Source organism: Buchnera aphidicola (Pemphigus immunis), assembly GCF_964059115.1.
In the GTDB taxonomy this organism is placed as follows: Bacteria; Pseudomonadota; Gammaproteobacteria; order Enterobacterales; family Enterobacteriaceae; genus Buchnera_C; species Buchnera_C aphidicola_C.
Window position 1 is genome coordinate 195,038 of record NZ_OZ060408.1, and the last position, 24,901, is coordinate 219,938.

Annotated in this window: 19 protein-coding genes and 1 other RNA gene; 12 read left to right on the plus strand and 8 right to left on the minus strand. The window is 24.5% G+C overall.

Annotated elements, in window-relative coordinates; all coding sequences use genetic code 11:
- Positions 1–517: 517 nt before the first annotated feature.
- Positions 518–1,237: a DUF2076 domain-containing protein gene (locus AB4W77_RS00835; protein WP_367681590.1), complete on the plus strand. Its 720-nt coding sequence runs from the start codon at positions 518–520 to the stop codon at positions 1,235–1,237.
- A gap of 131 nt (positions 1,238–1,368) precedes the next feature.
- Here the strand turns inward: AB4W77_RS00835 and AB4W77_RS00840 are convergent, their stop codons facing one another.
- Complete coding sequence (locus AB4W77_RS00840; protein ID WP_367681591.1) at positions 1,369–1,974, minus strand: peroxiredoxin C; 606 nt, start codon at positions 1,972–1,974, stop codon at positions 1,369–1,371.
- Between the two features lie 278 nt (positions 1,975–2,252).
- Between AB4W77_RS00840 and ung the strand changes: the two genes are divergently transcribed.
- A complete protein-coding gene (gene ung, locus AB4W77_RS00845) occupies positions 2,253–2,840 on the plus strand; it encodes a uracil-DNA glycosylase (RefSeq protein ID WP_367681670.1) in 588 nt (195 codons plus the stop codon).
- Between the two features lie 52 nt (positions 2,841–2,892).
- Here the strand turns inward: ung and grpE are convergent, their stop codons facing one another.
- The gene (grpE, locus tag AB4W77_RS00850; RefSeq protein WP_367681592.1) at positions 2,893–3,486 is read right to left on the minus strand and encodes a nucleotide exchange factor GrpE; all 594 of its coding nucleotides are present in this window, start codon (positions 3,484–3,486) and stop codon (positions 2,893–2,895) included.
- A gap of 117 nt (positions 3,487–3,603) precedes the next feature.
- Between grpE and nadK the strand changes: the two genes are divergently transcribed.
- A complete protein-coding gene (nadK, locus tag AB4W77_RS00855) occupies positions 3,604–4,488 on the plus strand; it encodes an NAD(+) kinase (RefSeq protein WP_367681593.1) in 885 nt (294 codons plus the stop codon).
- A gap of 50 nt (positions 4,489–4,538) precedes the next feature.
- On the opposite strand, the gene ssrA is transcribed toward nadK, so the two are convergent.
- Positions 4,539–4,904, minus strand: a transfer-messenger RNA (tmRNA) gene (gene ssrA / locus AB4W77_RS00860).
- A gap of 294 nt (positions 4,905–5,198) precedes the next feature.
- Between ssrA and grxD the strand changes: the two genes are divergently transcribed.
- Complete coding sequence (gene grxD / locus AB4W77_RS00865) at positions 5,199–5,531, plus strand: Grx4 family monothiol glutaredoxin (RefSeq protein ID WP_367681594.1); 333 nt, start codon at positions 5,199–5,201, stop codon at positions 5,529–5,531.
- 175 nt (positions 5,532–5,706) lie between these two features.
- On the opposite strand, the gene rnt is transcribed toward grxD, so the two are convergent.
- Entirely contained in the window at positions 5,707–6,339 is a 633-nt protein-coding gene (gene rnt / locus AB4W77_RS00870) for a ribonuclease T (RefSeq protein ID WP_367681595.1), read from the minus strand.
- A 354-nt stretch (positions 6,340–6,693) separates the two neighbouring features.
- Here rnt and AB4W77_RS00875 point away from each other — a divergent pair, with 354 nt between their 5' ends.
- From AB4W77_RS00875 to ychF, 3 genes are all read left to right on the plus strand, one after another.
- Positions 6,694–7,323 (plus strand): Fe-Mn family superoxide dismutase, encoded by a 630-nt coding sequence (locus tag AB4W77_RS00875; protein ID WP_367681596.1) that lies wholly within the window; start codon positions 6,694–6,696, stop codon positions 7,321–7,323.
- A gap of 114 nt (positions 7,324–7,437) precedes the next feature.
- Complete coding sequence (pth, locus tag AB4W77_RS00880; RefSeq protein WP_367681671.1) at positions 7,438–7,965, plus strand: aminoacyl-tRNA hydrolase; 528 nt, start codon at positions 7,438–7,440, stop codon at positions 7,963–7,965.
- 57 nt (positions 7,966–8,022) lie between these two features.
- Entirely contained in the window at positions 8,023–9,114 is a 1,092-nt protein-coding gene (gene ychF / locus AB4W77_RS00885) for a redox-regulated ATPase YchF (RefSeq protein WP_367681597.1), read from the plus strand.
- 166 nt (positions 9,115–9,280) lie between these two features.
- On the opposite strand, the gene thrC is transcribed toward ychF, so the two are convergent.
- From thrC to thrA, 3 genes are read right to left on the minus strand one after another with little or no spacing between them, the layout of a single operon-like run.
- The gene (thrC, locus tag AB4W77_RS00890) at positions 9,281–10,576 is read right to left on the minus strand and encodes a threonine synthase (RefSeq protein ID WP_367681598.1); all 1,296 of its coding nucleotides are present in this window, start codon (positions 10,574–10,576) and stop codon (positions 9,281–9,283) included.
- Complete coding sequence (gene thrB / locus AB4W77_RS00895) at positions 10,577–11,509, minus strand: homoserine kinase (protein WP_367681599.1); 933 nt, start codon at positions 11,507–11,509, stop codon at positions 10,577–10,579.
- A gap of 2 nt (positions 11,510–11,511) precedes the next feature.
- Entirely contained in the window at positions 11,512–13,974 is a 2,463-nt protein-coding gene (gene thrA / locus AB4W77_RS00900; RefSeq protein ID WP_367681600.1) for a bifunctional aspartate kinase/homoserine dehydrogenase I, read from the minus strand.
- 585 nt (positions 13,975–14,559) lie between these two features.
- Between thrA and hpt the strand changes: the two genes are divergently transcribed.
- Positions 14,560–15,093 (plus strand): hypoxanthine phosphoribosyltransferase, encoded by a 534-nt coding sequence (hpt, locus tag AB4W77_RS00905; protein WP_367681601.1) that lies wholly within the window; start codon positions 14,560–14,562, stop codon positions 15,091–15,093.
- A gap of 231 nt (positions 15,094–15,324) precedes the next feature.
- Here the strand turns inward: hpt and dksA are convergent, their stop codons facing one another.
- Positions 15,325–15,780, minus strand: a complete 456-nt coding sequence (gene dksA, locus AB4W77_RS00910; RefSeq protein WP_367681602.1) for an RNA polymerase-binding protein DksA — start codon at positions 15,778–15,780, stop codon at positions 15,325–15,327.
- A 461-nt stretch (positions 15,781–16,241) separates the two neighbouring features.
- Between dksA and truA the strand changes: the two genes are divergently transcribed.
- The 4 genes from truA to aceE all read left to right on the plus strand — a co-directional run bounded on the left by truA (position 16,242) and on the right by aceE (position 24,901).
- Positions 16,242–17,030, plus strand: coding sequence for a tRNA pseudouridine(38-40) synthase TruA (gene truA, locus AB4W77_RS00915; RefSeq protein WP_367681603.1), 789 nt, complete (start codon positions 16,242–16,244; stop codon positions 17,028–17,030).
- 536 nt (positions 17,031–17,566) lie between these two features.
- Positions 17,567–20,137, plus strand: a complete 2,571-nt coding sequence (gene secA, locus AB4W77_RS00920; protein WP_367681604.1) for a preprotein translocase subunit SecA — start codon at positions 17,567–17,569, stop codon at positions 20,135–20,137.
- A gap of 460 nt (positions 20,138–20,597) precedes the next feature.
- Positions 20,598–21,653 (plus strand): GMP reductase, encoded by a 1,056-nt coding sequence (locus AB4W77_RS00925; protein ID WP_367681672.1) that lies wholly within the window; start codon positions 20,598–20,600, stop codon positions 21,651–21,653.
- 581 nt (positions 21,654–22,234) lie between these two features.
- A complete protein-coding gene (gene aceE / locus AB4W77_RS00930; RefSeq protein ID WP_367681605.1) occupies positions 22,235–24,901 on the plus strand; it encodes a pyruvate dehydrogenase (acetyl-transferring), homodimeric type in 2,667 nt (888 codons plus the stop codon).

The window sequence follows — 24,901 nt, forward strand, 5'->3', positions numbered from 1 at the left end:
TATTCAGTGAATGAAAAGATAAATTTTAATTTAAAGAAATATTTTTATAAATGATAAATAAATTAGGTTCATTTTTATTTTTTAATAAGGAATTATGTTATCATGTTTAGTCTTTAATTTAATTTTATATATGTCAAAAAATTATTTTTAAAAAAATATTAATTTTTTAATAAAATGTTGTTATTTGATAGTATTAATGATTTATAATTATGTATTTCAATTTTTTATTAAAATTATAACATGAAGAGTATTGATTATTAATAATAATTTTTAACAGTGATAAATTTATTAATATTTTATATTGAAAATAAATCATATGTTGATATATTTTGTGATAAATTTAATAAAAATTTTATTTTATAAATATATAAAATATATAAATTATTTTATTATATATATTATATTAAATAACAATAATGTTTTTGTATTTTTTATTATTAGAAATATAAATTAAAAAATATTTTTTAAGAAATATTGTACATTTATTAAAACATAAAATTTTGATCATAGGTTAATTATGGAACAAAAAGAAAAAATTTTAATAGAAAATCTTTTTGAAAGATTAGAAAACGTAGAAAAAAAAACTTCAGTTCGAGATTCATTAGCTGAAAAATTAATTCAAGAATTGTTAACGAAACAACAGAATGCTCCTTATTATATGACTCAAATTATTTTGGTACAAGAAGAAGCAATCAAGAAACTTAATGAACGTAACAATCAATTAGAATCTGAAGTTTCATTAATGAAAGAAAAAGAAAATAAAAATAATTCTACCAGTTTTTTATCTGGTTTATTTGGTTCCGGTAATGTAACATCTCCACCAAATAATATAAAAAATGCTTGGGGTAATACATCAGGTAAACTAGATTATAATTCATTACCAATTAACAATATACCTACAGGAAATATATCTACACCTAGTAGTTCTAGTAGTATAGGTAGTTTTCTTGGAAGTGCTTTACAAACAGCAACAGGTGTAGCTGGTGGTATGATTATGGGTAATATGTTGATGAATCTTTTTCAACATAAGAGTTCTGGAGAAGATTTTTTAAATAACGTAAATATTTCTTCAGAAAAAAATTTAGATTCTAATATAGAAAATCATGATATTAATGATCATTATATTGAGAATAATAATTCTAATTTTCATGAAAATGTTGATAATGATATGATTTCAGTAAATGATGACAACATAGATACTGATATTGATGTATCAGATGATAGTAATTTTATTTAATAATCACAAATTAGTATAAGTAAATATGCATTATATTTTTTGTTAATAGCTTTTTAGCTTTTTTAACATTTTTATTTTATAATGCATATTTTAAAAATATTAAATTATTCTGGTAATTTTATATAATTATTCTAAGACAAATAATTTATATTTTTACTTAGATATTTAGATACTCCAGAAGGAGATGCTTCCATAGCTTCTTTACCTTTTTCCCATTGAGCAGGGCAAACTGAACCGTTTTTTTCATGAAATTGAACAGCATCTATCATACGTATCATTTCTTTTATATTTCTACCAAAAGGTAAATCATTAATTACTTGATGACGAATAATACCATTGACATCTATTAAGAATGATGCTCTTAGTGCCATTCCTAAATCAGGATGTTCAATTCCATACATTTTTTGTATATTTCTTTTAACATCTGAAACCATGGTATATTTAATATGTCCGATTCCACCTTTATTGATAGGGGTATTACGCCAAGCGTTATGTACAAAAACCGAATCAAATGATACTCCAACAATTTTTACGTTACGATTTTTAAATTCTTCGTAAAATTGATTAAATGCTATAATTTCTGAAGGACAAACGAATGTAAAATCCATAGGCCAAAAAAACAATACAGCAAATGTATTGGAGGTATAATTTTTAAAATTGAAATTTTCGATTATTTCACCGTTGTGAAGAATTGCCGGAGCTGTAAAATTTGGTGCTTTTTGAGTAACTAGAATCATTTTTTCCTCATTTTTTATTAAAAAATATTTAATATGATATATTTTTAATTCATATTATATTTTAAATTTAAGCTTAACAATGTTATTTACAATAGTTCATTATTGATATATTTCGAAAATATTTTCATTATATATAAATATATTAATTAATAGAATTATTTTTTATTATTAAATAATTTTCGCTTATATTGGAGTAATTATGTCAAATAATAATTTAAATTGGTACGATTTATTAAAACAAGAAAAAAAAAACTTATTTTTTAGATATAATTCATTTTATATCCAATGAAAGATTAAAGAAAACAATTTATCCACCTAATAAAGATATATTTACAGCTTTTTTATTAACTCGATTTACTTCTATTAAAGTAGTTATTTTGGGACAAGATCCATATTATCATTATAAACAAGCACATGGTTTAGCTTTTTCTGTTAATTTAGGTGAAATTATTCCTCCTTCTTTAAAAAACATATATAAAGAAATATTAGATAATTTTTCATCAGATCATATTTTTCAGAGTGGATTTTTGAATAATTGGGCAAAACAAGGTGTTTTTTTGTTAAATTCTATTTTAACAGTAGAATCTGGAAAACCAGCTTCTCATTCTCAGATTGGTTGGCAATTGTTTACAGATAAAGTAATTAGGGTAATAAATGAACATTTAAGTGGTGTGGTTTTCTTATTATGGGGTAGTAGTGCTAAAAGTAAAATTAGTATTATTAATAGTAAAAAACATTATATTTTACAGGCGTCGCATCCATCACCTTTATCAGCTTATCGTGGGTTTTTTGGATGCCGCCATTTTTTTATTGCTAATCAGATATTAATAAAACAAGGTAAAACACCTATTAATTGGTTATGTTAGTAACAATGTATTATTGATTTCAATGGTATAGTTTTTTAAAAAGACAAATTTTTTAAACAGATACTTCTACTTTAGCTTTTCTTAATATAGTACTGTTTAATGTATAACCATGTTGTATTACAGAAATAATATGATTGGGTTGTATTTTGTTAGATTGTTTACTCAATATAGATTGATGTAAATATGATTGGAATATTGTATTTTTTTTTCCTTCTTTTTTTATACCAAATTTTGAAATAATATTTAACATAGATTTTAAAGTTAAATTGATACCTTGTACCATAATTGATTCTTGATTGTTTTTTTGATCAGCGATTTTCAATATTTCTTCTAAAGAATCAATGATAGGGAGTATTTTTTTTGCAAATTTTTCTAGTTGAGCATTTTTTATTGTTTTTATATCTTGTTCACTTTTTTTTCTTATATTTTCTATTTTTGCTTGTCCTCGTAGTTTTATATCAGTGATATCATTTTTCATTTTTGATATTTTTTTTCTTATATCTATAATTTTATCTTTTTTATTATTTATATCAGTTTTATTTTGATCATTTTTTGTGTTTAATTTATTTTTTTTTTCAGTATTTAATTCTAATTTATCTGTATTAATTTTGTTTTCATTTTTTGATTCTGATTTTTGATTGTTCATAAAATATTCTATTTTTTATATTAAATTTGTTAATTAATTTAGTATGAGGGTTATAAGAAAATTTTCAAGATTATTTTATTAAAAAAACTTACTTTTAATATTAGGAAAATAAAATAAATGAAATCATTTTTACATTATATTGGTTTAGTAGGTGTTCCTCGCAATGCTCAATCATTAGAAACACATAAAACACTTTATGATTGGTTAATGAAGCAAGGTTATAAAGTAATGATTGAATATCAAATAGCAGAACAATTATTATCGATTAAGAAACCTATTGTTGGTACATTGTCGCAAATTGGTCAGCATTGTGATTTAGCTATAGTTGTAGGAGGCGACGGTAATTTATTATGTGCAGGATATATCTTGTGTGGTTATAATATAAAAATAATTGGTGTAAATAGAGGGAATTTGGGTTTTCTTACCGATTTAAATCCTGATAGAGTATTGGAACAGTTATCAGAAGTTTTATCTGGAAAATATATATTAGAGAATAGATTTTTACTGGAGATTCAAATATGTAAGGAAAATGGAGAATGTTATGTTAATACAGCTATAAATGAAGTTATTTTACATGCAGATAAAGTAGCTCATATGATAGAATTTGAAGTTTATATTGATGAAAATTTTGCTTTTTCTCAGAGGTCAGATGGTTTAATTATTTCTACTCCTACTGGTTCGACAGGTTATTCACTTTCAGCTGGCGGACCAATACTTTCTGCATCTTTAGAAGCGGTTGTGTTGATTCCTATGTTTCCTCATACCTTATCAGCTCGTCCGTTAGTAATTAGTAGTGATAGTAAAATTTGTCTAAAATTCTCAGATAATTATGAAAATTTAAAAATTAGTTGTGATAGTCAAAGAGTATTATCTGTTAATAATAGAGATAAAATATTTATTCGTAGAAGTCATTATTGTCTTAATTTTATTCATCCAAAAAATTATAACTATTTCGATAGATTAAGTTCTAAATTAAATTGGTCAAAAAACTTTTTTAATTAGTATAAAATACATATTTTATATGTTTTAATTTTAAATGTTAAATATAAATGAAATGGAGCTGGCGGGAGTCGAACCCGCGTCCAAAATTTCTATAACTTCAGTACTACATGCTTAGTCTATTTTTTAATAAAAAATATTCTTATTTTTTATAGACTTAAAATAAGATTTTTGCTTAAGTTAATTTTAACGTATATCTCTTTTAAGCGAAGGGTTTATACGAATCTCTATAATTTTGACCTTCTTTGAAATCTAATTTTAAGAGAATAAATTAGATTGAAGGGCTTTAGATAGTTTATTAAGCTGCTAAAGCGTAATGTTTTTGATTTGCATTTGTTTTTTACGGCTTTTAACGAGGCAAACCGTTCCTCGGCATGCACTTTAGTTTTCGATAATCTTGTCGAATCCAAAACAGCCCCAGAGTTATTTTTATATTATGACAAAATAAAATAAAATAGTCTATATATTATTTTTATTTTAAAAATATTGTTTTTATAAATAAAAGGGTGATTTTTTTATATTAATAAGATAAATAAAAAAGATGCATTTATTTATTTCATTTAAAAATATTATTTTATAACGTTAATTATGATATTTAAAATTTATTTATAGATATTGAGAAAATAATATTAATAGTCTGTTTTATAGATATAATATTATAAGAGAGTATAAAATGTATAAATTTGTTAAGAATATTTTTAAGGAATTAGAATATGAATGTTTTAGAAAAAATTAAGAGTCAAATTGAAAAAAATCCAATTTTAATTTATATAAAAGGAACTCCTGATGCACCAGAATGTGGATTTTCTGCTCAAGCAGTTCAGGCATTATCTGCATGTGGAGAAAAATTTGCATACGTGGATATTTTAAAATATCCAGACATTCGAACTGAATTACCAAAGTACGCTAATTGGCCAACTTTTCCTCAATTATGGATAGAAGGAGAACTGATTGGAGGATGTAATATAATTATGGAAATGCTTAAAAATGGTACTCTTAAAGAAATAATTAAAGACACAGTAATAAAATATAAAAAAAAGAAATAATTATTTTAAAAAAATAGATATTAGTCAGTTACTAAAAAAATTTTCTAATATTGAATACTATATCTACTATATGTTTTATATATATATTTCAAATATAAAATATGTAGTAGATATAAAAATTGATAATTGCATTATTTTTAATAAATTTAGTAAAAAAGATATATGAAATTTGTATTTATTTTAAAGGCCATCCTCCTAATCTTTTCCAACGATTTACTAATTCACAAAATAGTTCAGCAGTTTTTTGGGAGTCATAGAGTGCTGAATGAGCTTGTTTATTATCAAATAATAATCCAGCAGCTTTACATGATTTTGCTAGTACAGTTTGTCCTAATACTAATCCACTTAAAGTTGCTGTATCAAAAGTTGCAAATGGATGAAAAGGATGTTTTTGTATTCCTGTTCTTTGAATTGCAGCCATGATAAAGTTATGATCAAAACTTGCATTATGAGCAACTATTATACTGCGATTACAATTTTTAATTTTCATACCTTTATTTACGGTATTAAATATGTAAAAAAGAGCTTCTTGTTCACTGATTGCTCCTCTTAATGGATTAAAAGGATCTATTCGATTAAAAGCAATGGCTTCTGGTTGAATAGAAGATCCATTAAAAGGGATAATATGAAAATGTAAGCAGGATTCTTTTTTTAACCATCCTTCTGAATCCATGTATAATGTATATACTCCTATTTCTAATATAGCATCAGTTTGTGAATTAAATCCTGCTGTTTCTATATCTATTACTACAGGATAAAAACCACGGAATCTTTTTTTTAATGAATAGTCTTCTTGATTTATGGACATTTACATCTCATATAAAAATATTAGTAATAGATTATTTATATATTTTCATTATAAATTTTTAATAAATAATAGATATATTTTGTTTTTTATTTAGATATAATAAATTTATATTAATTATTTTTATATATTATAAAATAAATGACTGCAGTATATTGTAAAAATCAATGTAGTATTTATTTTTATTTATAAAGTAATAATGTTATATTTAATATAACATTATTTTAAAACAAAGAATAATAAAATCTGGTATTTTAATATTATTAAAAAATTTTGGTATTAAATATATTTATAGGTTTCAATATTAATTGGTTAAGAATTTAAATATTACTAAAAAAAAATAAAAGGAAATAGAAAATGATTCATAAATTACCGGTACTACCTTATTCATACGAATTTTTAGAGCCATATTTCGATAAAGAAACTATGTTTATTCATCATACTAAACATCATCAAACATATATCAATAATTTGAATACAGCTTTAAAAGGAACAAATTTTTCAAATTTATCTATTAATGATTTAATTACTCAATTAGATAAAGTTTCTTTTGATAAAAGAAAAACAATACAGAATAATGCTGGTGGTCATATTAATCATAGTTTATTTTGGCAAGGATTAACAATAGGATCAAATTTAAGTTCTATTTTAAAAAAAAATATAGAAAAAGATTTTAATTCTATTTCAAATTTTAAAAAAAAATTTGAAGAAGCAGCAATGAATCATTTTGGTTCTGGATGGGTATGGTTGATAAAAAATAATTCTACTTTATCTATTGTAACGACTGTTAATCAAGATAATCCATTAATGGGTCAAAATATTGCTGGAGTTTTTGGGATACCTATTATATCTTTGGATTTATGGGAGCATGCGTATTATTTAAAATACCAAAATCAAAGAATTAATTATATTAAAGCATTTTGGAACGTAGTAAATTGGGAAGAGGCATTAAATCGTTTTACAAATAAAAATTATTTTTTTAATTAATTTAAGATATGTATTATTTAATTAGTGATTTTTACATGTTATTTATAATGATTATATAATTGTAAATTAGTTTTATTATATTTTTAAATAAGGTATTTTTTGAATAAAATAAAAATGATGGTGGGTTTAGCAAATCCAATAATTAAATATGGTCACACTAGACATAATATCGGTTCTCGATATGTTCAAATATTTGCTAAACATTATTGTAAATATTTAAAGGAAGAAAAAAAATTTTTTGGATATACTGGTGTCGTTTTTATAAAAAATAAAATTCGTTTATTAATACCTAATACATTTATGAATATTAGTGGTAAATCTGTTTTTTCCATGGCTTCATTTTATCGTATTTCTTTAAATGAAATTTTATTAGTTCATGATGAGTTGGATCTTTTTCCAGGAATTATTAAATTTAAATATGGTAAGGGTCATAATGGCCACAATGGATTAAGGAACATTATTAATACGTTTGATACAAAAGCATCTTTTCCTCGTCTTTCTATAGGTATTGGTCGTCCTATTCAAAAGAAAGAAGTGGCATATTTTGTATTGTCTCCACCAACAGAACAAGAGAATATTTTAATTAATCAAGCTATAGAAAAATCAATTAAAAAAATCACTGAATTTATTAATTCATCTTAAATATATAGAAGATATTGTATTCATTTTTGCATTTCGTTGGTAAAATAGGATATTAGTATGGGTTTTAAATGTGGAATAATAGGCTTACCCAATGTAGGAAAATCAACTTTATTTAATGCTTTAACTAAAAATTCTGTAGCAGCGGAAAATTTTCCATTTTGTACTATAAAACCTAATGTAGGTATGGTATCAATTATTGACGATCGTCTTTATAAAATAGCAGAGATAGTAGGATCTTCACGGATTGTTAAAACTTTTATAGAATTTATAGATATAGCAGGATTAGTTAAAGGAGCTGCTAAAGGTGAAGGATTAGGAAATAAATTTCTAAGTCATATAAAAGATACCGATGCCATCATACATATTGTACGTTTTTTTGATGATCTTAAAGTGACTCATATTTATGGGAAAATTCAACCGATAATAGATATTGAAGTAGTTAATATGGAATTATGTTTATCGGATTTAGATTCATGTGAGTCACAATTTTTAAAAATTAAGAAAAAAATAAATATGAAAAATTTATTTTTAAAAAAAGAACTTTCTCTTTTAGAGAAATGTATTGCTCATTTAAAAAAATTTAAGATGTTAAGAACATTAAAAATGAATCAAGAAGAAAATTCATTGATTAGTCATTTGCGATTAATTACATTAAAGCCAGTAATGTATGTAATAAATACCAATGATGTGTCATGCAATAAAAATAAGAATATAGAAAAAATTTATGATATAGCTGAAAAAGAAAATGCAAAAGTTATTCAATTATCCGCAATTCTTGAATTAAATTCTGTTAATTCTTATCAGATAGGAAATAGTAAATTTATGGATAAATTAGAAGTAAGAAAATCTGTATTAGATAGAGTTTCTTTATTAGGTTATTCTTTATTGAAATTACAAACATTTTTTACTGCTGGTATAAAGGAAGTGAGGGCATGGACAATTTCTAAAGGTACTACGGCAATAGAAGCAGCAGGTAAAATTCATTCAGATTTAAAAAAAGGTTTTATTCGAGCTAAAGTAATTAGTTACACTGATTTCGTAAAATATAAAGGAGAAAATAATGTGAAAGAATTAGGGAAAATTAGAAGCGAAGGTAAAAATTATTTTGTTCGAGACGGTGATATTATAAATTTTTTGTTTAATATTTAATTAAATAGTTTCATTTTTATTCATTAATGTATGTTTTTTGTTTTTATAAAATTTTTTTTGAATAATAGAATTAATTTCTAGATGTTGTTAAATTAAATTTTAGTGATATTTAATATAAGAGAGAGGATAGAATATATAATTCTCCTCTCTGTTAAATAGCAAACTTCTATATATCTAGTAAAAATTTACGTAATTGAGAAAAATTTGGTAACATGTTGTGTGATAATAAAGGTAACTTATCAAGTTGTGCTAATTTTTTAGGTAGTGGTAAAGTGATATTTAAAATATTTTCAACAGTTTTTTTAAATTTTGCAGGATGTGCAGTACCTAAAAATAATCCAAATTGATCATCTTTTAATTTATTTTTTAGTAATTTATACGCTATCGCAGCATGGGGTTCTGAAATATAACCTAATTTTTTTAGTTCTAATAAAGTATTTTTTGTTTCGTTATCGGATACACTACCAAATCCTAATTTTTTTAAGTTCCATTTTTTACGAAGAAATAATTCTTCTACTCTTGGCCAATTGTTTGGTTGACTAATGTCCATTGCGTTAGAAATTGTAGAAATGGTAGTATATGGTTCCCATTTACCTGTTTCAAGAAAACGAGGTACAGTATCATTGGCGTTAGTAGATGCTATAAATGATAAAATAGATAAACCTAGAGATTTCGCTAGTAATCCTGCAGTTAAGTTTCCAAAATTACCGCAAGGAACAGAAATGACTATTTTTTTTCTTTTTTCTCGTGGTATTAATGAAAAAGCTTCAAAATAATAACAAATTTGTGCTAATAATCGACTAATGTTAATAGAGTTGGCAGAATTTAATCCGGTACTTGTTTTTAAAATTAGGTCATTAAAAGATTTTTTAACAAGTGTTTGGCATTCATCAAAACTGCCGTTAATAGCTATTGTGTTAATATTACCACCTAATGTGCAAAATAATTTTTCTTGAAGTTCACTAATTTTGCCTTTAGGATATAAAATGACTACACGTACATTTTTCATGCCATAAAAAGCATGAGCTACTGCTGCACCTGTATCTCCTGACGTTGCAGTTAAAATAGTGATTAGTGAATTATTTCCATCTTGATTGAGATGCGATAACATTTGAGCCATAAAACGTGCACCAAAATCTTTAAAAGCTAACGTTGGTCCATGAAATAGTTCAAAACATGCTATATTTTTAGTAATTTTTACTAATCTTGGAGGAGAAAATGAGAACGATTTTTTAATACGATTATGTAATTCTTTTTGATTTATTTCATCACCAATGAAATATGAAAGAATATTACTACTTCTTGTAATGAAATCCATTTCTAATAGTTCTTCTAATTTTTCTTTTTTAATTTTAGGCAAATTTAAAGGGAAAAAAAGCCCTTGTTTTTGACCTAATCCTAATTTAATAGCTTGAAAGAAATTTACTTTTTCATTATTATCTTTAAGATTATAAAGTTTCATTTATTCTCCTATTTTACATGCACCAACATTATTTACATTACAGATATGTACGAATCCTTTTTTATTTTGTAAATAATGTTTAGTAAGCCATTTAGCTATTTTTTTTGCAAGAGTAATATTTTCGCATATAGCGAATAAAGTTGGTCCTGATCCAGAAATACTGCAACTGAGGGCTCCCATTTCTAAAACATTTTTTTTTGCATAAGAAAAATTGGGTATTAATTTTATACGATGTGGTTCTGCAATTATATCTTTTATGAACGTAGTAGCTAGATTAGGTTGTTGTGTATAAGAAGCATGAATAAATCCAGCTAAGTTTTTACTGTGTTGTATGCATATTTCTTTTGTATATTTTTTAGGTAATAAAGCTCTTGATACTTCAGTTGATAAATTCACTCCTGGCCAAGCAACTATCCATAGCCATTTCTTAAATATAGGAATAGATTGACTAATAATATTATTTTCTTCAATAATTAATTGTAATCCTCCAAGATAGGAAGGTGCTACATTATCATAATGTATACTGCCAGATATATTTCCTTCTAATTTTCCCATTAAATTTAATAATTTTGAGGTATTTAAAGGTTTATTGCAAAATTCATTCATTGCAACTAATCCAGCTACTATAGAGCATGCACTAGATCCTAAACCTGAACCAATAGGCATATTTTTTTCTAAAGTAATGCTAACTGGAATATCTTTTTTTATGATTTTACAAAAATAATTCCAAGACTGCCATATAATATTTTTTTTATTATCCGATGGTAATTCATTAGCGAATTTCCCTTTATTAATTAGATGGAATTGATTTGATGACATAATTTCTATTGAATCTCCCAATAAGTTTCCATCTATTGGTGATATAGCTACACCGAGGATATCAAATCCAACTCCTACATTTCCGATAGAAGCAGGAGCGAAAATTTTTATCATTTTTATACTCCTGACTTATATGATAATGTACGTAATACATCGGAAAATACACCTGCTGCTGTTACATTATTTCCTGCACCGTATCCCCGTAATACTAAAGGTATTGGTTGGTAATATTTACTATAAAATGCTAATGCATTTTCTCCATTTTTTATTGTATATAAAGGGTCTTTTTTATCTACTGCTTCTATTTTTACTTGACATTGACCTGTTGGATTGATTATTCCGACAAAACGTAATACTTTTCCTTTATTTTTTTCTTGTTGTACTCGTGCAGAAAATAAAGGATCTAGTTCTTTTAGTTTTTCCATAAAAGTTTTTAAATTTGAAATATTTTGAAATGTATCAGGTAATAAATTTTCTATTTTGATATCTTTTAGTTCTATTTCGTATCCAACTTCTCGAGCTAAAATTAATAATTTTCTTGCAACATCAATACCTGATAAATCATCTCGAGGATCTGGTTCTGTGAAACCTATGTCTTTGGCATTTTGAGTTGCTTGAGACAAAGGAATTCCTTCTTCTAATTGTCCAAAAATAAATGATAAAGAACCAGACAAGATACCTTTAAAATGGATCAATTTATCTCCTGAATTTAATAAATTTTGTAGATTATCGATAACAGGTAGTCCAGCTCCCACATTTGTATCATATAAAAATTTTTTTTTGAATTGGACAGCAATATCTCTAATTTTTTTGTAGTATGATAAATCTGTGGTGTTTGCTTTTTTGTTGGAAGTAACAACATGGAAACCATTGGAAAGGAAATTAGTGTATTGATAAGATAAATCTTCATCTGCTGTACAATCGATTAGCACAGGATTTATTAAAGGATATTCTTTAATTGTATTAATTATTTTTTTAAAAGTAAAAGAATTTTTTGTATTTTCAAAACATTTTTCCCAATTTTCTAGTGAAATACCTTGCATGTTTATGAGTAATTTTTTGGAGTTAGCTATTCCACATATTTTAAGATCAATTTTTTTTTCTTTTAACCAATGTTTTTGATCATAGATTTGTTTTAATAAAGTATTTCCGATTCCACCAATACCTATCAGAAATATTTCGATAATTTGATTTTCATTAAATAAAACTTGGTGAGTTGTTTTTATTGCATTTGTTAAATTAGAATTATTAATAACTACAGATATAGAATTTTCAGATGATCCTTGTGCTATAGCCATAATGTTGATTTTGGCATTAGCTAAAGCTGAAAGAAAATAGGCAGAAATATGAGGTTTATTGTTTATATTGGAACTTACTATTGACATAATTGCTAAATTTTTGACTATATTAAAGGAGTTTATTAATCCATTTTTTAGCTCAAGATGAAATTCATTTTTTAATATAGATTTTACGCGTATAATATTTTTTTGAGGAATACAAAAATCGATACTATGTTCCGCTGAAGATTGTGTAACTAATATTACCCAGATGTTATTATATGAAATAACAGTAAATATTCGTGCTGCAATTTCTGTCATATCTTTCATACCTGGTCCCACTATGTGGAACATAGATATATTATTTAGATAAGTAATTCCTTTTATATTTTCTTTTTTGTCTTTATTTTCGCTGCAAATTAATGTTCCCTTGGCATTGGGTTTGGAAGTATTTTTAATTAAACAAGGAATTTTTAATTTAGATATTGGAAAAATAGTTCGTGGATGTAGTACTTTTGCTCCTAAATAAGATAGTTCTATTGCTTCTTGATATGTTAGTGATGTTAATAATTTTGCATCTGGTACTTTTTTAGGATCGCAAGTATATATACCATCTACATCTGTCCAAATTTCGCAATAATTTGCGTTTAAACAAGAAGATAAAATTGAAGCGGAATAATCAGAACCATTTCGACCTAATACTACTAATTCTCCTTTTTTATTACCAGCTATAAATCCAGACATAAGGATGATATGGTCATCGGGAATATTCATTGCATTAATACGTTTACTGGATTCTGAAATATTAATTTCAGATTCTAAATAAGTTCCTATACCAAGTAAATTTTTAACAGGATCAATTATAGTAATTTTATAATTACGCGATTCAAGTATCCCTTTCATAATAATTACTGATAATATTTCACCACGACAAATAATTTTAGCATAAATATTGTCTGGACATTGACCTAATAAATAAATTCCATAAAAAATTTTTTTTAATTTTATAAATTCTTTGTCAATAATGATTTTTAATTTTTTATAAGGAAATTTATTTTGTAATAAATTTATTTTTTCTAAAATTTTTAAAAAAATATGTTTTGTTTCATTAACATTTTGTTCTATATTTTCTTGTTTAATAGTTTTTTCAATAATTTCAATTAAACAGTTAGTAATTGTTGCAGGAGCAGAAAGAACTATTCCTATTTGTTCATGTTTAACTTTATTTTCAACAATGTTAGCTACATGTAAAAATCGTCCTGCATTTGCTAGTGATGTACCACCAAATTTTAGAATTCGCATAATTTAAATTCTCCTAAATTTATGCCAAAAAAAAGCCGCATTGGTTATATAATGCGAGCTTTTATATTTTTATATATTTTAACTTAAAAAATATGTGAAATATTTTTATATTTAGCTGGTTAACGTAGATTTTTAATCTTGTTAAATGTGTTTCTGGAATCAGATATTGTTTTTTTAATTTTTTAATATTTTTACTATTTTGAATATTAATATATTATTATATGTATTGATGATGAAAAGGATGTAAATTATAACATATATTTATATATTATTCTTTATTTTACTTAGGATTGTTATCGAATGTAATTTTTATTATTTTTAATTTAATTTGTATAATGTTTAATTATTTTTTTTATATGAATTTTTATGGTATCAAGTTTGATTTTTGTGTTGAAAAATTTTTATAAAAATATTTTTTTATTTAGGGTAAAAAAATATGTATCTAATATACAATGAATATTGTAAATTATAATATAACTTATATTGAATTATTTTTTATAAAATAGATATATTTGATAAAATTATATTAAGTATGTAATTTTTTAATTTTTATTAAATTTATTTGAACACACTACATTAATTGTTATGAAACATACAGTGAAAATTATTATTTCTGAATCAGAATTACATACGCGAATTAATGAGTTAGGTAAACAAATTACTGATAATTATAAAAATAGCAATAGTAATATTTTATTAATAGGATTATTAAGGGGTTCTTTTATTTTTATGGCTGATTTATGCCGTGCGATTCAAATTTCTCATGAAGTAGATTTTATAACTACATCAAGTTATGGAAGAGGTATGTTATCTAGTCAAGATGTTAAAATTTTAAAAGATTTAAATGAAGATATTTTAGGTAAGCATGTATTAATTATAGAAGACATAATTGATTCTGGAAACACATTGAGTAAAGTATTAGCTATCTTAAAACTTAGAAAACCTAAATCTTTAGCGGTATGTACATTATTAGATAAGCCTGATTGTCGTGAAAAAAATATTGTTGTGGATTATGTAGGATTTTCCATTCCTAATGAGTTTATGGTAGGATATGGTATTGATTATGCACAATGTTATCGTCATTTACCTTATATCGGTAAAGTTGTTTTGTTTAAATAAAATTTTATTAATAAATTAAAAAATTTTTATAAAAACGATATAAATAATATTGTTTACTAACTTTTTATTAAGTATTTTTAATATAATTAAATGTATATTTATTCTTAAATAATTTAATGTTTAGTTATTCGAAAGAGAATTTTTTTAAAAAAAATTGATAATTATATAATAAAATTTATAAGTGAAATAGGATTTATTCCCATTTCACTAATAATAGATTTTTATAATAAGTTAACCTGACATTTGTTTTTTACGTATTTCTTCTAATGTTTTACAATCAATACATAGATTAGCAGTTGGACGAGCTTCAAGTCTGCGAATACCTATTTCAATATTACAAGAATCACAGTATCCAAAATCTTTATTTTCAACTTTTTTTAAAGTTATTTGTATATTTTTTATTAATTTTAACTCTCTTGCTCTATTTCTTAATTCAATACTAAATTCTTCTTCTTGTGTTGCTCGATCAACAGGATCAGGAAAGTTGCTGGATTGATCTTTCATATAAGGAGTAATATGATTTGTTTCACTTTGTAATTGATACTTCCAGGCTTCAAGAATTTTTTTAAAGTGATTGATTTGATTTTTATTCATGTATTTTTCATCTTTTTTAACTTGATATGGTAAAACTCCAGCCATAGCAAGAATACTTAATGATGATATTTTTCTATTTTTTTCTTTTTTCATATTTTTCCTATATAATGTATTATATATAATTTAATAAATAGTAAGAAATATTTTTTTAATATGTGCAATTTTTATATATAATTTCCACAATACTATATTTCTATTTTAAATTTTAATTTAATCTTGTTTAAGGTTACTTTCGTAGCGCGTATATATTTTAGAATGTTTTATAAAAACAAATGAATTAATTTTTAGAAATTTTCTAAAATATAATTTATAAATAATGTAAATATATTTTAGGAAGTAGGATATAATTAAAAACTTAGCATTATTTTTTTAGTATATAACAGCAAATAGAAAGGAATTTTAAAACATTTCTCTTATTATAAAATATTTTATATAAAAAATGTATTTTTTAAGTTTAAAGAAAATATTTTTTAATGCTTATTAAAAATTCAATATGTGTTTTTAAATTGTATTTTTAAAAAATCATTTTGTATAGATGGTAAAGTAATAATTTTATGAAATTTGCATTAGGAGTCGAATACGATGGTTCTTTATATCATGGATGGCAATTTCAAAAAGAAGTAAGCACTATTCAAGGAGAACTAGAAAAAGCGCTATCTTATATCGCTAATCATAAAATCAATGTAATATGCGCCGGAAGAACTGATGCTGGCGTACATAGTACATCACAAGTAGTACACTTTAGGACTTGTGTTATTCGTTCAAAACGTTCTTGGACTATTGGAGTAAATAGTTATTTACCTAATAATATTACAGTCTTATGGATTAAAGAGGTTTCAGAATATTTTCATGCACGTCATAGTGCTTTATCACGTACTTATCGTTATATAATTTATAATCATATTTTTCGTTCTTCAATTTTAGAAAATAAAATATTAAATTTTCATAAAAAATTAGATGTTGAAAATATGCATAAAGCAGGACAATATTTAATAGGAGAACATGATTTTACTTCTTTTAGAGGAAGTTTTTGTCAATCATTAACTCCTTATCGTAAAATAACTAACTTTCAGGTAACACGTGTAAATCGTTTTGTGATAATTGATGTAACAGCAAATTCTTTTTTATATCATATGGTTCGAAATATAGTGGGTTGTTTGTTAGATATAGGTACCCATAAGCATAAGGTTAATTGGATAGTATCAGTATTAAATTTAAAAAATAGACAAGCAACAGGATCGATAACAGCTAGAGCACAAGGTTTGTATTTAGTTTCAGTAGATTATCCTACTTACTTTAATATTCCTCGATTACCATTAGGTCCGTTATTTTTTCAAAATTAATTAAAATAATGATAATAATTACATTGAGTTAGTTTATTAAATAATTTTGTTACATTGGATATTTAAATTTAAAATTTTATATTTAAAAATATTAATTTTAATATTATTTAGATAACTTAGTTTGTTTCATATATGATAGTTATTATAATAATATATTTATAGTTTTGAATTTCTATTGTTATAACATATTTACATATGATATTAATATCTGTTTTTTATAAATTATATAATTGATTTAAAAATTAAATTTGTTTGCAATAAAAATTATATTAATGATTATTAATTAAAAAATTTTAGATATAAAAATATCTGTAATGTTGATGATTATGATTATAATTGTACTTTTACGAAAATCAGGTATCAAAGTAAATTATGTTTATATATTAAAATATAAATGATAAATAATTTTAAATTATAAAATTATTAATTAACATTAATTAATTTTAGTAAATTTTATTTTAGAAAATTAATGCAAAAATATTTTAATACATATTCACAATTTTACACATTATATTCGTTTTTTTGAGAATATTGACATGTTAATAAAAACATTAACCAAAATTTTTGGTAATTACAGTAATCGTATTTTACGAAGAATGCAAATTATTGTTGATAAGATTAATCAAATAGAATCTGATTTTGTAAAAATGTCTGATTCAGAATTAAAAAAACAAACAGAGATATTTCGTGCTTCTTTGAAAAAAGGAGTAAGTTTAGATTTTTTGCTTCCAAAAGCATTTGCTACTGTTAGAGAAGCTAGTAGTCGTATATTTGGTATGCGACATTTTGATGTTCAATTACTTGGAGGTATAGTTTTACATCGGAAATGTATTGCTGAAATGCGTACTGGAGAAGGTAAAACGTTAACAGCTACTTTACCAGCTTATTTGCATGCTTTAACTGGAAAAGGTGTTCACATAGTTACTATGAACGATTATCTTGCTCAACGTGATGCTAAAAAAAATAAACATTTATTTGAATTTTTAGGTTTAACTGTTGGTATAAATTTGACAGGTATGTCGTTTAAATCAAAAAAATTAGCTTATCTTTCTGATATAACATATGGTACAAATAATGAATATGGTTTTGATTATCTTCGAGATAATATGATTTTTCATCCTTCAGAGAGAGTGCAAAGAAAATTATATTATGCATTGATCGACGAAGTTGATTCTATATTAATAGATGAAGCTCGTACTCCTTTAATTATTTCTGGACAAGCTGAAGATAATGCTGAATTGTATGTTTTAATCAATAAAATTGTACCAAAATTAATTCAACAAGAAAAAGAAGATACAGATTCTTTTCATGGAGAAGGACATTTTTCAGTAGATGAAAAACAAAAAAGAGTTTACTTAACTGAAAGAGGTTTAATTGAAATTGAAAATTTATTAGTTAGTAATAATATAATGAAAAAGAATGATTCTCTTTATTCTAAAAAAAATATAGTATTAATGAATCATATTATCGTTGCTTTACAAGCACACAGTTTATATATTAGGAACGTAGATTATCTTGTAAAAGATAATAAAATATTGGTAGTAGATGAACATACTGGACGAATTGTGAAAGGAAGGCGTTGGTCAGATGGATTACATCAAGCTATTGAAGCCAAAGAAGGTGTGAAAATAAATAATGAAAATCGAACTTTAGCTACTATCACTTTTCAAAATTATTTTCGGTTATATGAAAGATTATCAGGTATGACTGGTACTGCAGAGACTGAATCATTTGAATTTAGTTCTATATATAATTTAGATACTGTCATTATTCCAACTAATTTTCCTATGATACGGAAAGATTTACCGGATTTAGTTTTTATAACTGAAAATGAAAAGATGGATGCTATTATTAATGATATTAAAGATTGTATAAATAGAAAACAACCTGTTTTAGTAGGTACAATTTCAATTGAAAAATCAGAACTAATATCTTCTAAATTAAGTTCATTAAAAATAAAACATAATGTATTAAATGCAAAGTTTCATAAAAAAGAAGCTGAAATTATTTCTGAAGCCGGTAAATTGGGTGCTGTTACTATAGCTACTAATATGGCTGGTAGAGGAACAGATATAGTTTTAGGAGGAAGTATAGATTTAAAAAAAAATTGTCATTTAGGAATAAACGATAAAAATAAGAATATTGTTAAGAAAAAATGGGAAAAAGAACATAATATGGTTTTATCTGTAGGAGGATTACATATTATTGGAACAGAAAGACACGAATCTCGTCGAATTGATAATCAGTTACGAGGAAGGTCAGGTCGTCAAGGCGACAATGGTTCTTCACGTTTTTATTTATCTATGCAAGATGCATTGATCAGGATGTTTGCTTCTAATCGTGTAATATCGATTATGCAAAAATTAAAAATAAGATCAGGAGAAGCAATTACACATCCTTTTGTAACAAAATCCATTTTATATGCTCAAAAAAAAGTAGAAAATTATAATTTTGATATTCGTAAACAAATTTTAGAGTATGATAATGTTGTTAATGAACAACGATCTGTTATTTATAAGCATAGAAATTTTTTGGTAGACGCCGATGATATTAGTATAATAGTAATAAACATTTTAAAAGATGTATTTTATACTGTTATAAATAATTATTTATTAAAAAAATCATTGAAAGAAGAAAGTATAATTTTAAATTTAGAAAATAAATTAAATAATATTTTTAATTTAAATTTATCTTTTTCTGATGTTCTAAATAAAAATTTTTTTTTAGATAAAAAAAAATTTATTAATATAATAATAGAAAAAGTTAAATTAAATTATGTTAATAAAGAACATATTATTGGTTTTTTGGATATGAGAAAATTAGAAAAATCGATAATGTTGCATACTTTAGATATATTTTGGCAAGAACATTTATCGGCTATGGATGATTTAAGACAAGGTATTCATCTACGAGGATATGCTCAAAAAAATCCTAAAGAAGAATATAAAAGAGAAGCGTTTAATATGTTTTCTTCTATGTTAGAATCTTTAAAATATGAATTTATTTTATTATTACATAAGATTAATATGCTTAATTTAAGAAAAGAAAGTAGTAATAATTATACTTTATTTAACTTCAGAGATTGGCAAAGTGCGATAAATGATTAATTTATATTTGATTGAAGTTAAAAAAATTTAAAAATTAGTATTATGGTTATAAATAATAAAATTGCAATTTTTAGAACTTTTTGATATTAAATATTTTATCTATAAAGATTGTAAAAAGTTATATAAATATTAAATTTTTACTAGTGATTGATATTTAAAATGGTATTTTTTTTGATTAAAATTATGATTGTTAATTACAATTTATAATAATAAAAAATAATATTTTTTATTATATTAATGGAAAATACGAATTTTTCTAATTTTAAATTTCGATATAAATTTAATTTAATATTTTTATATATCTTTTACTAAAGATGATTATGTGCATAGTGTTTTATTTTTGGTATTTTAATATTATTTTTTTAAATTTTTTGTTAAATTTATTTTATTAGAAGTGAGATATATTTTTTAATATAGTTAATTATAAGTGTGATTTTATTAAATTAGGAAAAGATTATTGATGCGTATCGAAGAAGATATAAAATTAGGTTTTAAAGATGTTCTGATTCGTCCTAAACGTTCAACATTAATAAGTCGATCACAAGTGGATTTATATCGTAAATTTATTTTTAAAAATTCAAAATTAACATGGTCTGGTATTCCTATTATTGCTGCTAATATGGATACTATAGGTACTTTTAATATGGTGAAGATTTTATCTAATTTTCATATATTGACGGCAGTTCATAAATATTATTCTGTAATTGAATGGGAAAAATTTATAAACAGTGTATCTGAAGAAATATTAAGATACGTTATTGTGTCTACAGGTACATCTAATGCTGATTTTTTAAAAATAAAAAAAATTTTTTCTTTATCATCCAGTTTAAAATATATTTGTATAGATGTAGCTAATGGTTATTCTGAACATTTTATTAATTTTTTAAAGAAAGTACGTGATTGCTTTCCTAATAAAACTATTTGTGCAGGAAATGTAGTAACCGGCGAAATGGTAGAAGAATTGATATTATCTGGAGCGGATATAGTTAAAGTAGGTATTGGTCCTGGTTCGGTATGTACTACTCGTCTTAAAACGGGTGTTGGGTATCCTCAGTTATCAGCTATTATAGAGTGCAGTGATGCTGCACATGGTTTAGGAGGACGTATAATTAGTGATGGAGGATGTGTTTTTTCAGGAGATCTTGCAAAAGCATTCGGTGGTGGAGCTGATTTTACAATGTTAGGAGGTATGTTAGCTGCGCACGAAGAATGTGATGGAAAAATAATTGAAGAAAATGGTAAACGGTTTATGCTGTTTTATGGAATGAGTTCACAGGCAGCTATGGACCTTTATATTGGAGGAGTAGCTAAATATAGATCTACAGAAGGTAAGACGATAAAATTATTATTTCGTGGTTCAGTTGAGTCAACTATAAGGGATATTTTAGGAGGATTACGTTCTGCTTGTACTTATGTTGGAGCGGAAAGTTTGAAAGAATTAACTAAAAGAACTACTTTTATACGGGTTTCTGAACAAGAAAATCATGTTTTTAATAATAAATCGTATTGTTTTTAATTTTATTCTTTTATGTATTTAGTGAAATCATTAGTAATAATAATATTATGTTGTTTTAAATTATTTTTGTAAAATAAAATATTTTTATGTATTTGATTTGATGTTAGAAATAATTAATAATAAATAGTTAATTGTTAATTTAATTAAAATTTTTATAAAAAAGTTTTTTACTAAATAAAATTTAATATTTTATATGATGTTGATTTATCATTATTTCTTATAAATTTAGTTGATGTATTTTAATTTTTAGAAACTATTCTTCATTTTACCTTTCTTGATTATATATAAAATTAATAATTTTATTTTCATATCTAGTTAAGCTTTTATAAAAAATTGACTTAATATAATTTTTTCATTGCAAGAATAAATATATTTATATTAAAAATTTTTATATATAAAAATATATTTTAGTAAGCAAAAAAAGTTTAAAAAGTTTTTTTCTCTATTGTAAAATAGTTTAAATGTAAATTATCTTGATAGTTATTAAAAAATTAATTTTATAAAACTTAAAATAAAATAGTATATATACTGTATTATTTATTTTTTATTAATAAATGTTAAATACAATAAGGAATTATACCATGTCAGAAAATTTAAATCATGACGTGGATCCAATTGAAACTCATGATTGGATACAGGCAATCGAATCAGTTATTCGTAAAGAGGGAGTTACAAGAGCAGAGTTTTTAATTCAAAATGTACTAAAAATAGCAAAAAGATATGGAATAAAAAATTTTAGAGATATTTTAACAAATGATTATATTAATAGTATTTCTGTTAAAGATGAACCAGATTATCCTGGAAATCTCGTTTTAGAAGATCGTATATGTTCTTTTATTCGTTGGAATGCTATTATGATGGTTTTACGTGCTTCCAAAAAAAATTTAGATCTAGGTGGGCATTTATCTTCTTTTCAATCTTCAGCATCTCTATATGAAGTATGTTTTAATCATTTTTTTCGTGCTTCTAATAAAAAAGATGGTGGTGATTTAGTTTATTTTCAAGGTCATATTGCTCCAGGTGTGTACGCCCGATCTTTTCTTGAAGGAAGATTGTCACAGGAGCAGATGGACAATTTTAGACAAGAAATTGATGGTACAGGGTTATCTTCTTATCCACATCCTAAATTAATGCCGAATTTTTGGCAATTTCCTACTGTATCTATGGGATTAGGTCCTGTTTGCGCTATTTACCAAGCAAAATTTTTAAAATATTTAAAAAATAGGGGTTTAAAGGATACTTCGAATCAAACAGTTTATGCTTTTTTGGGTGATGGAGAGATGGATGAACCGGAATCTAAAGGAGCTATTTCTATAGCATCACGAGAAAAGTTAGATAACCTTATTTTTATAATTAATTGTAATTTACAACGATTAGATGGTCCAGTTATTGGAAATGGTAAAATAATTAATGAATTAGAAAGTATTTTTGATGGTGCTGGTTGGGAAGTTATTAAAGTTATATGGGGCGATAAATGGGATGAATTATTTAGTAAAGATACCAGTGGCAAGTTAATTCATTTGATGAATGAAACTTTGGATGGTGATTATCAAACTTTTAAATCAAAAAATGGGGCTTATATAAGAAAAAATTTTTTTGGAAAATATAAAGAAACAATGAAATTAGTAGATAATATGACTGATTCTCAAATTTGGGATCTGAATAGAGGAGGACATGATCCTAAAAAAATATATGCTGCTCTTAAAAAAGCCAAAGAAATAAAAGGTAAACCTGTTGTTATTTTAGCTCATACAGTTAAAGGGTATGGAATGGGACCTGCGGCAGAAGGGAAAAATATTGCACATCAAATAAAAAATATGAATTTAGAAGGAATATTATATATTAGAGACAAATTTAATATTCCTGTTGAAAATGGTGATATCAAAAACTTACCATATGTTACGTTTAATAAAAATGATCCTGCTTATCATTATATGCATGAAAAGAGAAAAGTTTTAGGAGGTTATCTTCCTATGCGGTTATCTAATTTTACCCAGACGTTAAATTTACCGATTTTAAATGATTTTAAATCTTTATTAAATGAGCAAAAAAAATATATTTCTACAACAATAGCTTTTGTACGGGTATTAAATATTATTTTAAAAAATAGTGAAATTAAAAATTTAGTAGTGCCTATAATTGCTGATGAAGCACGTACGTTTGGTATGGAAGGACTATTTCGTCAAATTGGTATTTATAGTTTGCAAGGTCAAAAATACATTCCTCAAGATTTAGAACAATTAGCTTATTATCGAGAAGATAAAAAAGGTCAAATTTTACAAGAAGGAATCAATGAATTAGGAGCGGCTGCATCTTGGTTAGCTGCCGCTACTTCATATAGTACTAATAATTTTCCTATGATTCCTTTTTATATTTATTATTCTATGTTTGGTTTTCAAAGGATAGGAGATTTATTTTGGGCTGCTGGAGACCAACAAGCTAGGGGATTTTTAATAGGTGGTACATCTGGTAGAACGACATTAAATGGAGAAGGATTGCAACATGAGGATGGTCATAGTCATGTTTTATCTTTAACAGTACCTAATTGTATATCTTATGATCCTGCTTACGCTTATGAAATTGCTGTTATTATATGTAATGGTTTACATCGTATGTATGGTCCTAAACAAGAAAATATATATTATTATATTACTACATTAAATGAGAACTATTTCATGCCGGCTATGCCTAAAGGTGTAGAAATAGGTATTTGTAAAGGAATATATAAGTTAAAAACTATAAAAGGTGTTCATGATTATTCCATTCAATTAATGGGTTCTGGGGCAATTTTACGTATTGTTTGTATGGCTGCACAAATTTTATTAAAAGATTATGGAATAGGATCAGATATATATAGTGTGACTTCTTTCACAGAACTAGCTCGAGATGGTCAAGATTGTGACAGATGGAATATGTTAAATCCGAATAAAAAATGTAAAATACCTTATATTGCACAGATAATGAATACATCGCCAGCTATTGCTGTAACTGATTATATGAAACTATTCAGTGAACAAGTTCGTGCTTATATACCAGCAATTAGTTATCGGGTTTTAGGTACAGATGGATTTGGTCGTTCTGATAGCAGAGAAAAACTTCGTCATTATTTTGAAATTGATGTTAGTTATATTGTTGTTATATCTTTAGGAGAACTATCTAAATTAGGTAAAATTAATAAAAAAGTTATTTCTGATGCTATCAGTAAATATAATATCAATGTAAACAAAATTAATCCGCGTTTAGCATAA

What these genes read in the sequence shown, in the direction of transcription:
- AB4W77_RS00835 (WP_367681590.1), top strand. Translation starts at nt 518, where the DNA reads ATGGAACAAAAAGAAAAAATTTTAATAGAAAATCTTTTTGAAAGATTA.
- AB4W77_RS00840 (WP_367681591.1), bottom strand. Translation starts at nt 1,974, where the DNA reads ATGATTCTAGTTACTCAAAAAGCACCAAATTTTACAGCTCCGGCAATT.
- grpE (WP_367681592.1), bottom strand. Translation starts at nt 3,486, where the DNA reads ATGAACAATCAAAAATCAGAATCAAAAAATGAAAACAAAATTAATACA.
- nadK (WP_367681593.1), top strand. Translation starts at nt 3,604, where the DNA reads ATGAAATCATTTTTACATTATATTGGTTTAGTAGGTGTTCCTCGCAAT.
- grxD (WP_367681594.1), top strand. Translation starts at nt 5,199, where the DNA reads ATGAATGTTTTAGAAAAAATTAAGAGTCAAATTGAAAAAAATCCAATT.
- rnt (WP_367681595.1), bottom strand. Translation starts at nt 6,339, where the DNA reads ATGTCCATAAATCAAGAAGACTATTCATTAAAAAAAAGATTCCGTGGT.
- AB4W77_RS00875 (WP_367681596.1), top strand. Translation starts at nt 6,694, where the DNA reads ATGATTCATAAATTACCGGTACTACCTTATTCATACGAATTTTTAGAG.
- pth (WP_367681671.1), top strand. Translation starts at nt 7,438, where the DNA reads ATGATGGTGGGTTTAGCAAATCCAATAATTAAATATGGTCACACTAGA.
- ychF (WP_367681597.1), top strand. Translation starts at nt 8,023, where the DNA reads ATGGGTTTTAAATGTGGAATAATAGGCTTACCCAATGTAGGAAAATCA.
- thrC (WP_367681598.1), bottom strand. Translation starts at nt 10,576, where the DNA reads ATGAAACTTTATAATCTTAAAGATAATAATGAAAAAGTAAATTTCTTT.
- thrB (WP_367681599.1), bottom strand. Translation starts at nt 11,509, where the DNA reads ATGATAAAAATTTTCGCTCCTGCTTCTATCGGAAATGTAGGAGTTGGA.
- thrA (WP_367681600.1), bottom strand. Translation starts at nt 13,974, where the DNA reads ATGCGAATTCTAAAATTTGGTGGTACATCACTAGCAAATGCAGGACGA.
- hpt (WP_367681601.1), top strand. Translation starts at nt 14,560, where the DNA reads ATGAAACATACAGTGAAAATTATTATTTCTGAATCAGAATTACATACG.
- dksA (WP_367681602.1), bottom strand. Translation starts at nt 15,780, where the DNA reads ATGAAAAAAGAAAAAAATAGAAAAATATCATCATTAAGTATTCTTGCT.
- truA (WP_367681603.1), top strand. Translation starts at nt 16,242, where the DNA reads ATGAAATTTGCATTAGGAGTCGAATACGATGGTTCTTTATATCATGGA.
- secA (WP_367681604.1), top strand. Translation starts at nt 17,567, where the DNA reads ATGTTAATAAAAACATTAACCAAAATTTTTGGTAATTACAGTAATCGT.
- AB4W77_RS00925 (WP_367681672.1), top strand. Translation starts at nt 20,598, where the DNA reads ATGCGTATCGAAGAAGATATAAAATTAGGTTTTAAAGATGTTCTGATT.
- aceE (WP_367681605.1), top strand. Translation starts at nt 22,235, where the DNA reads ATGTCAGAAAATTTAAATCATGACGTGGATCCAATTGAAACTCATGAT.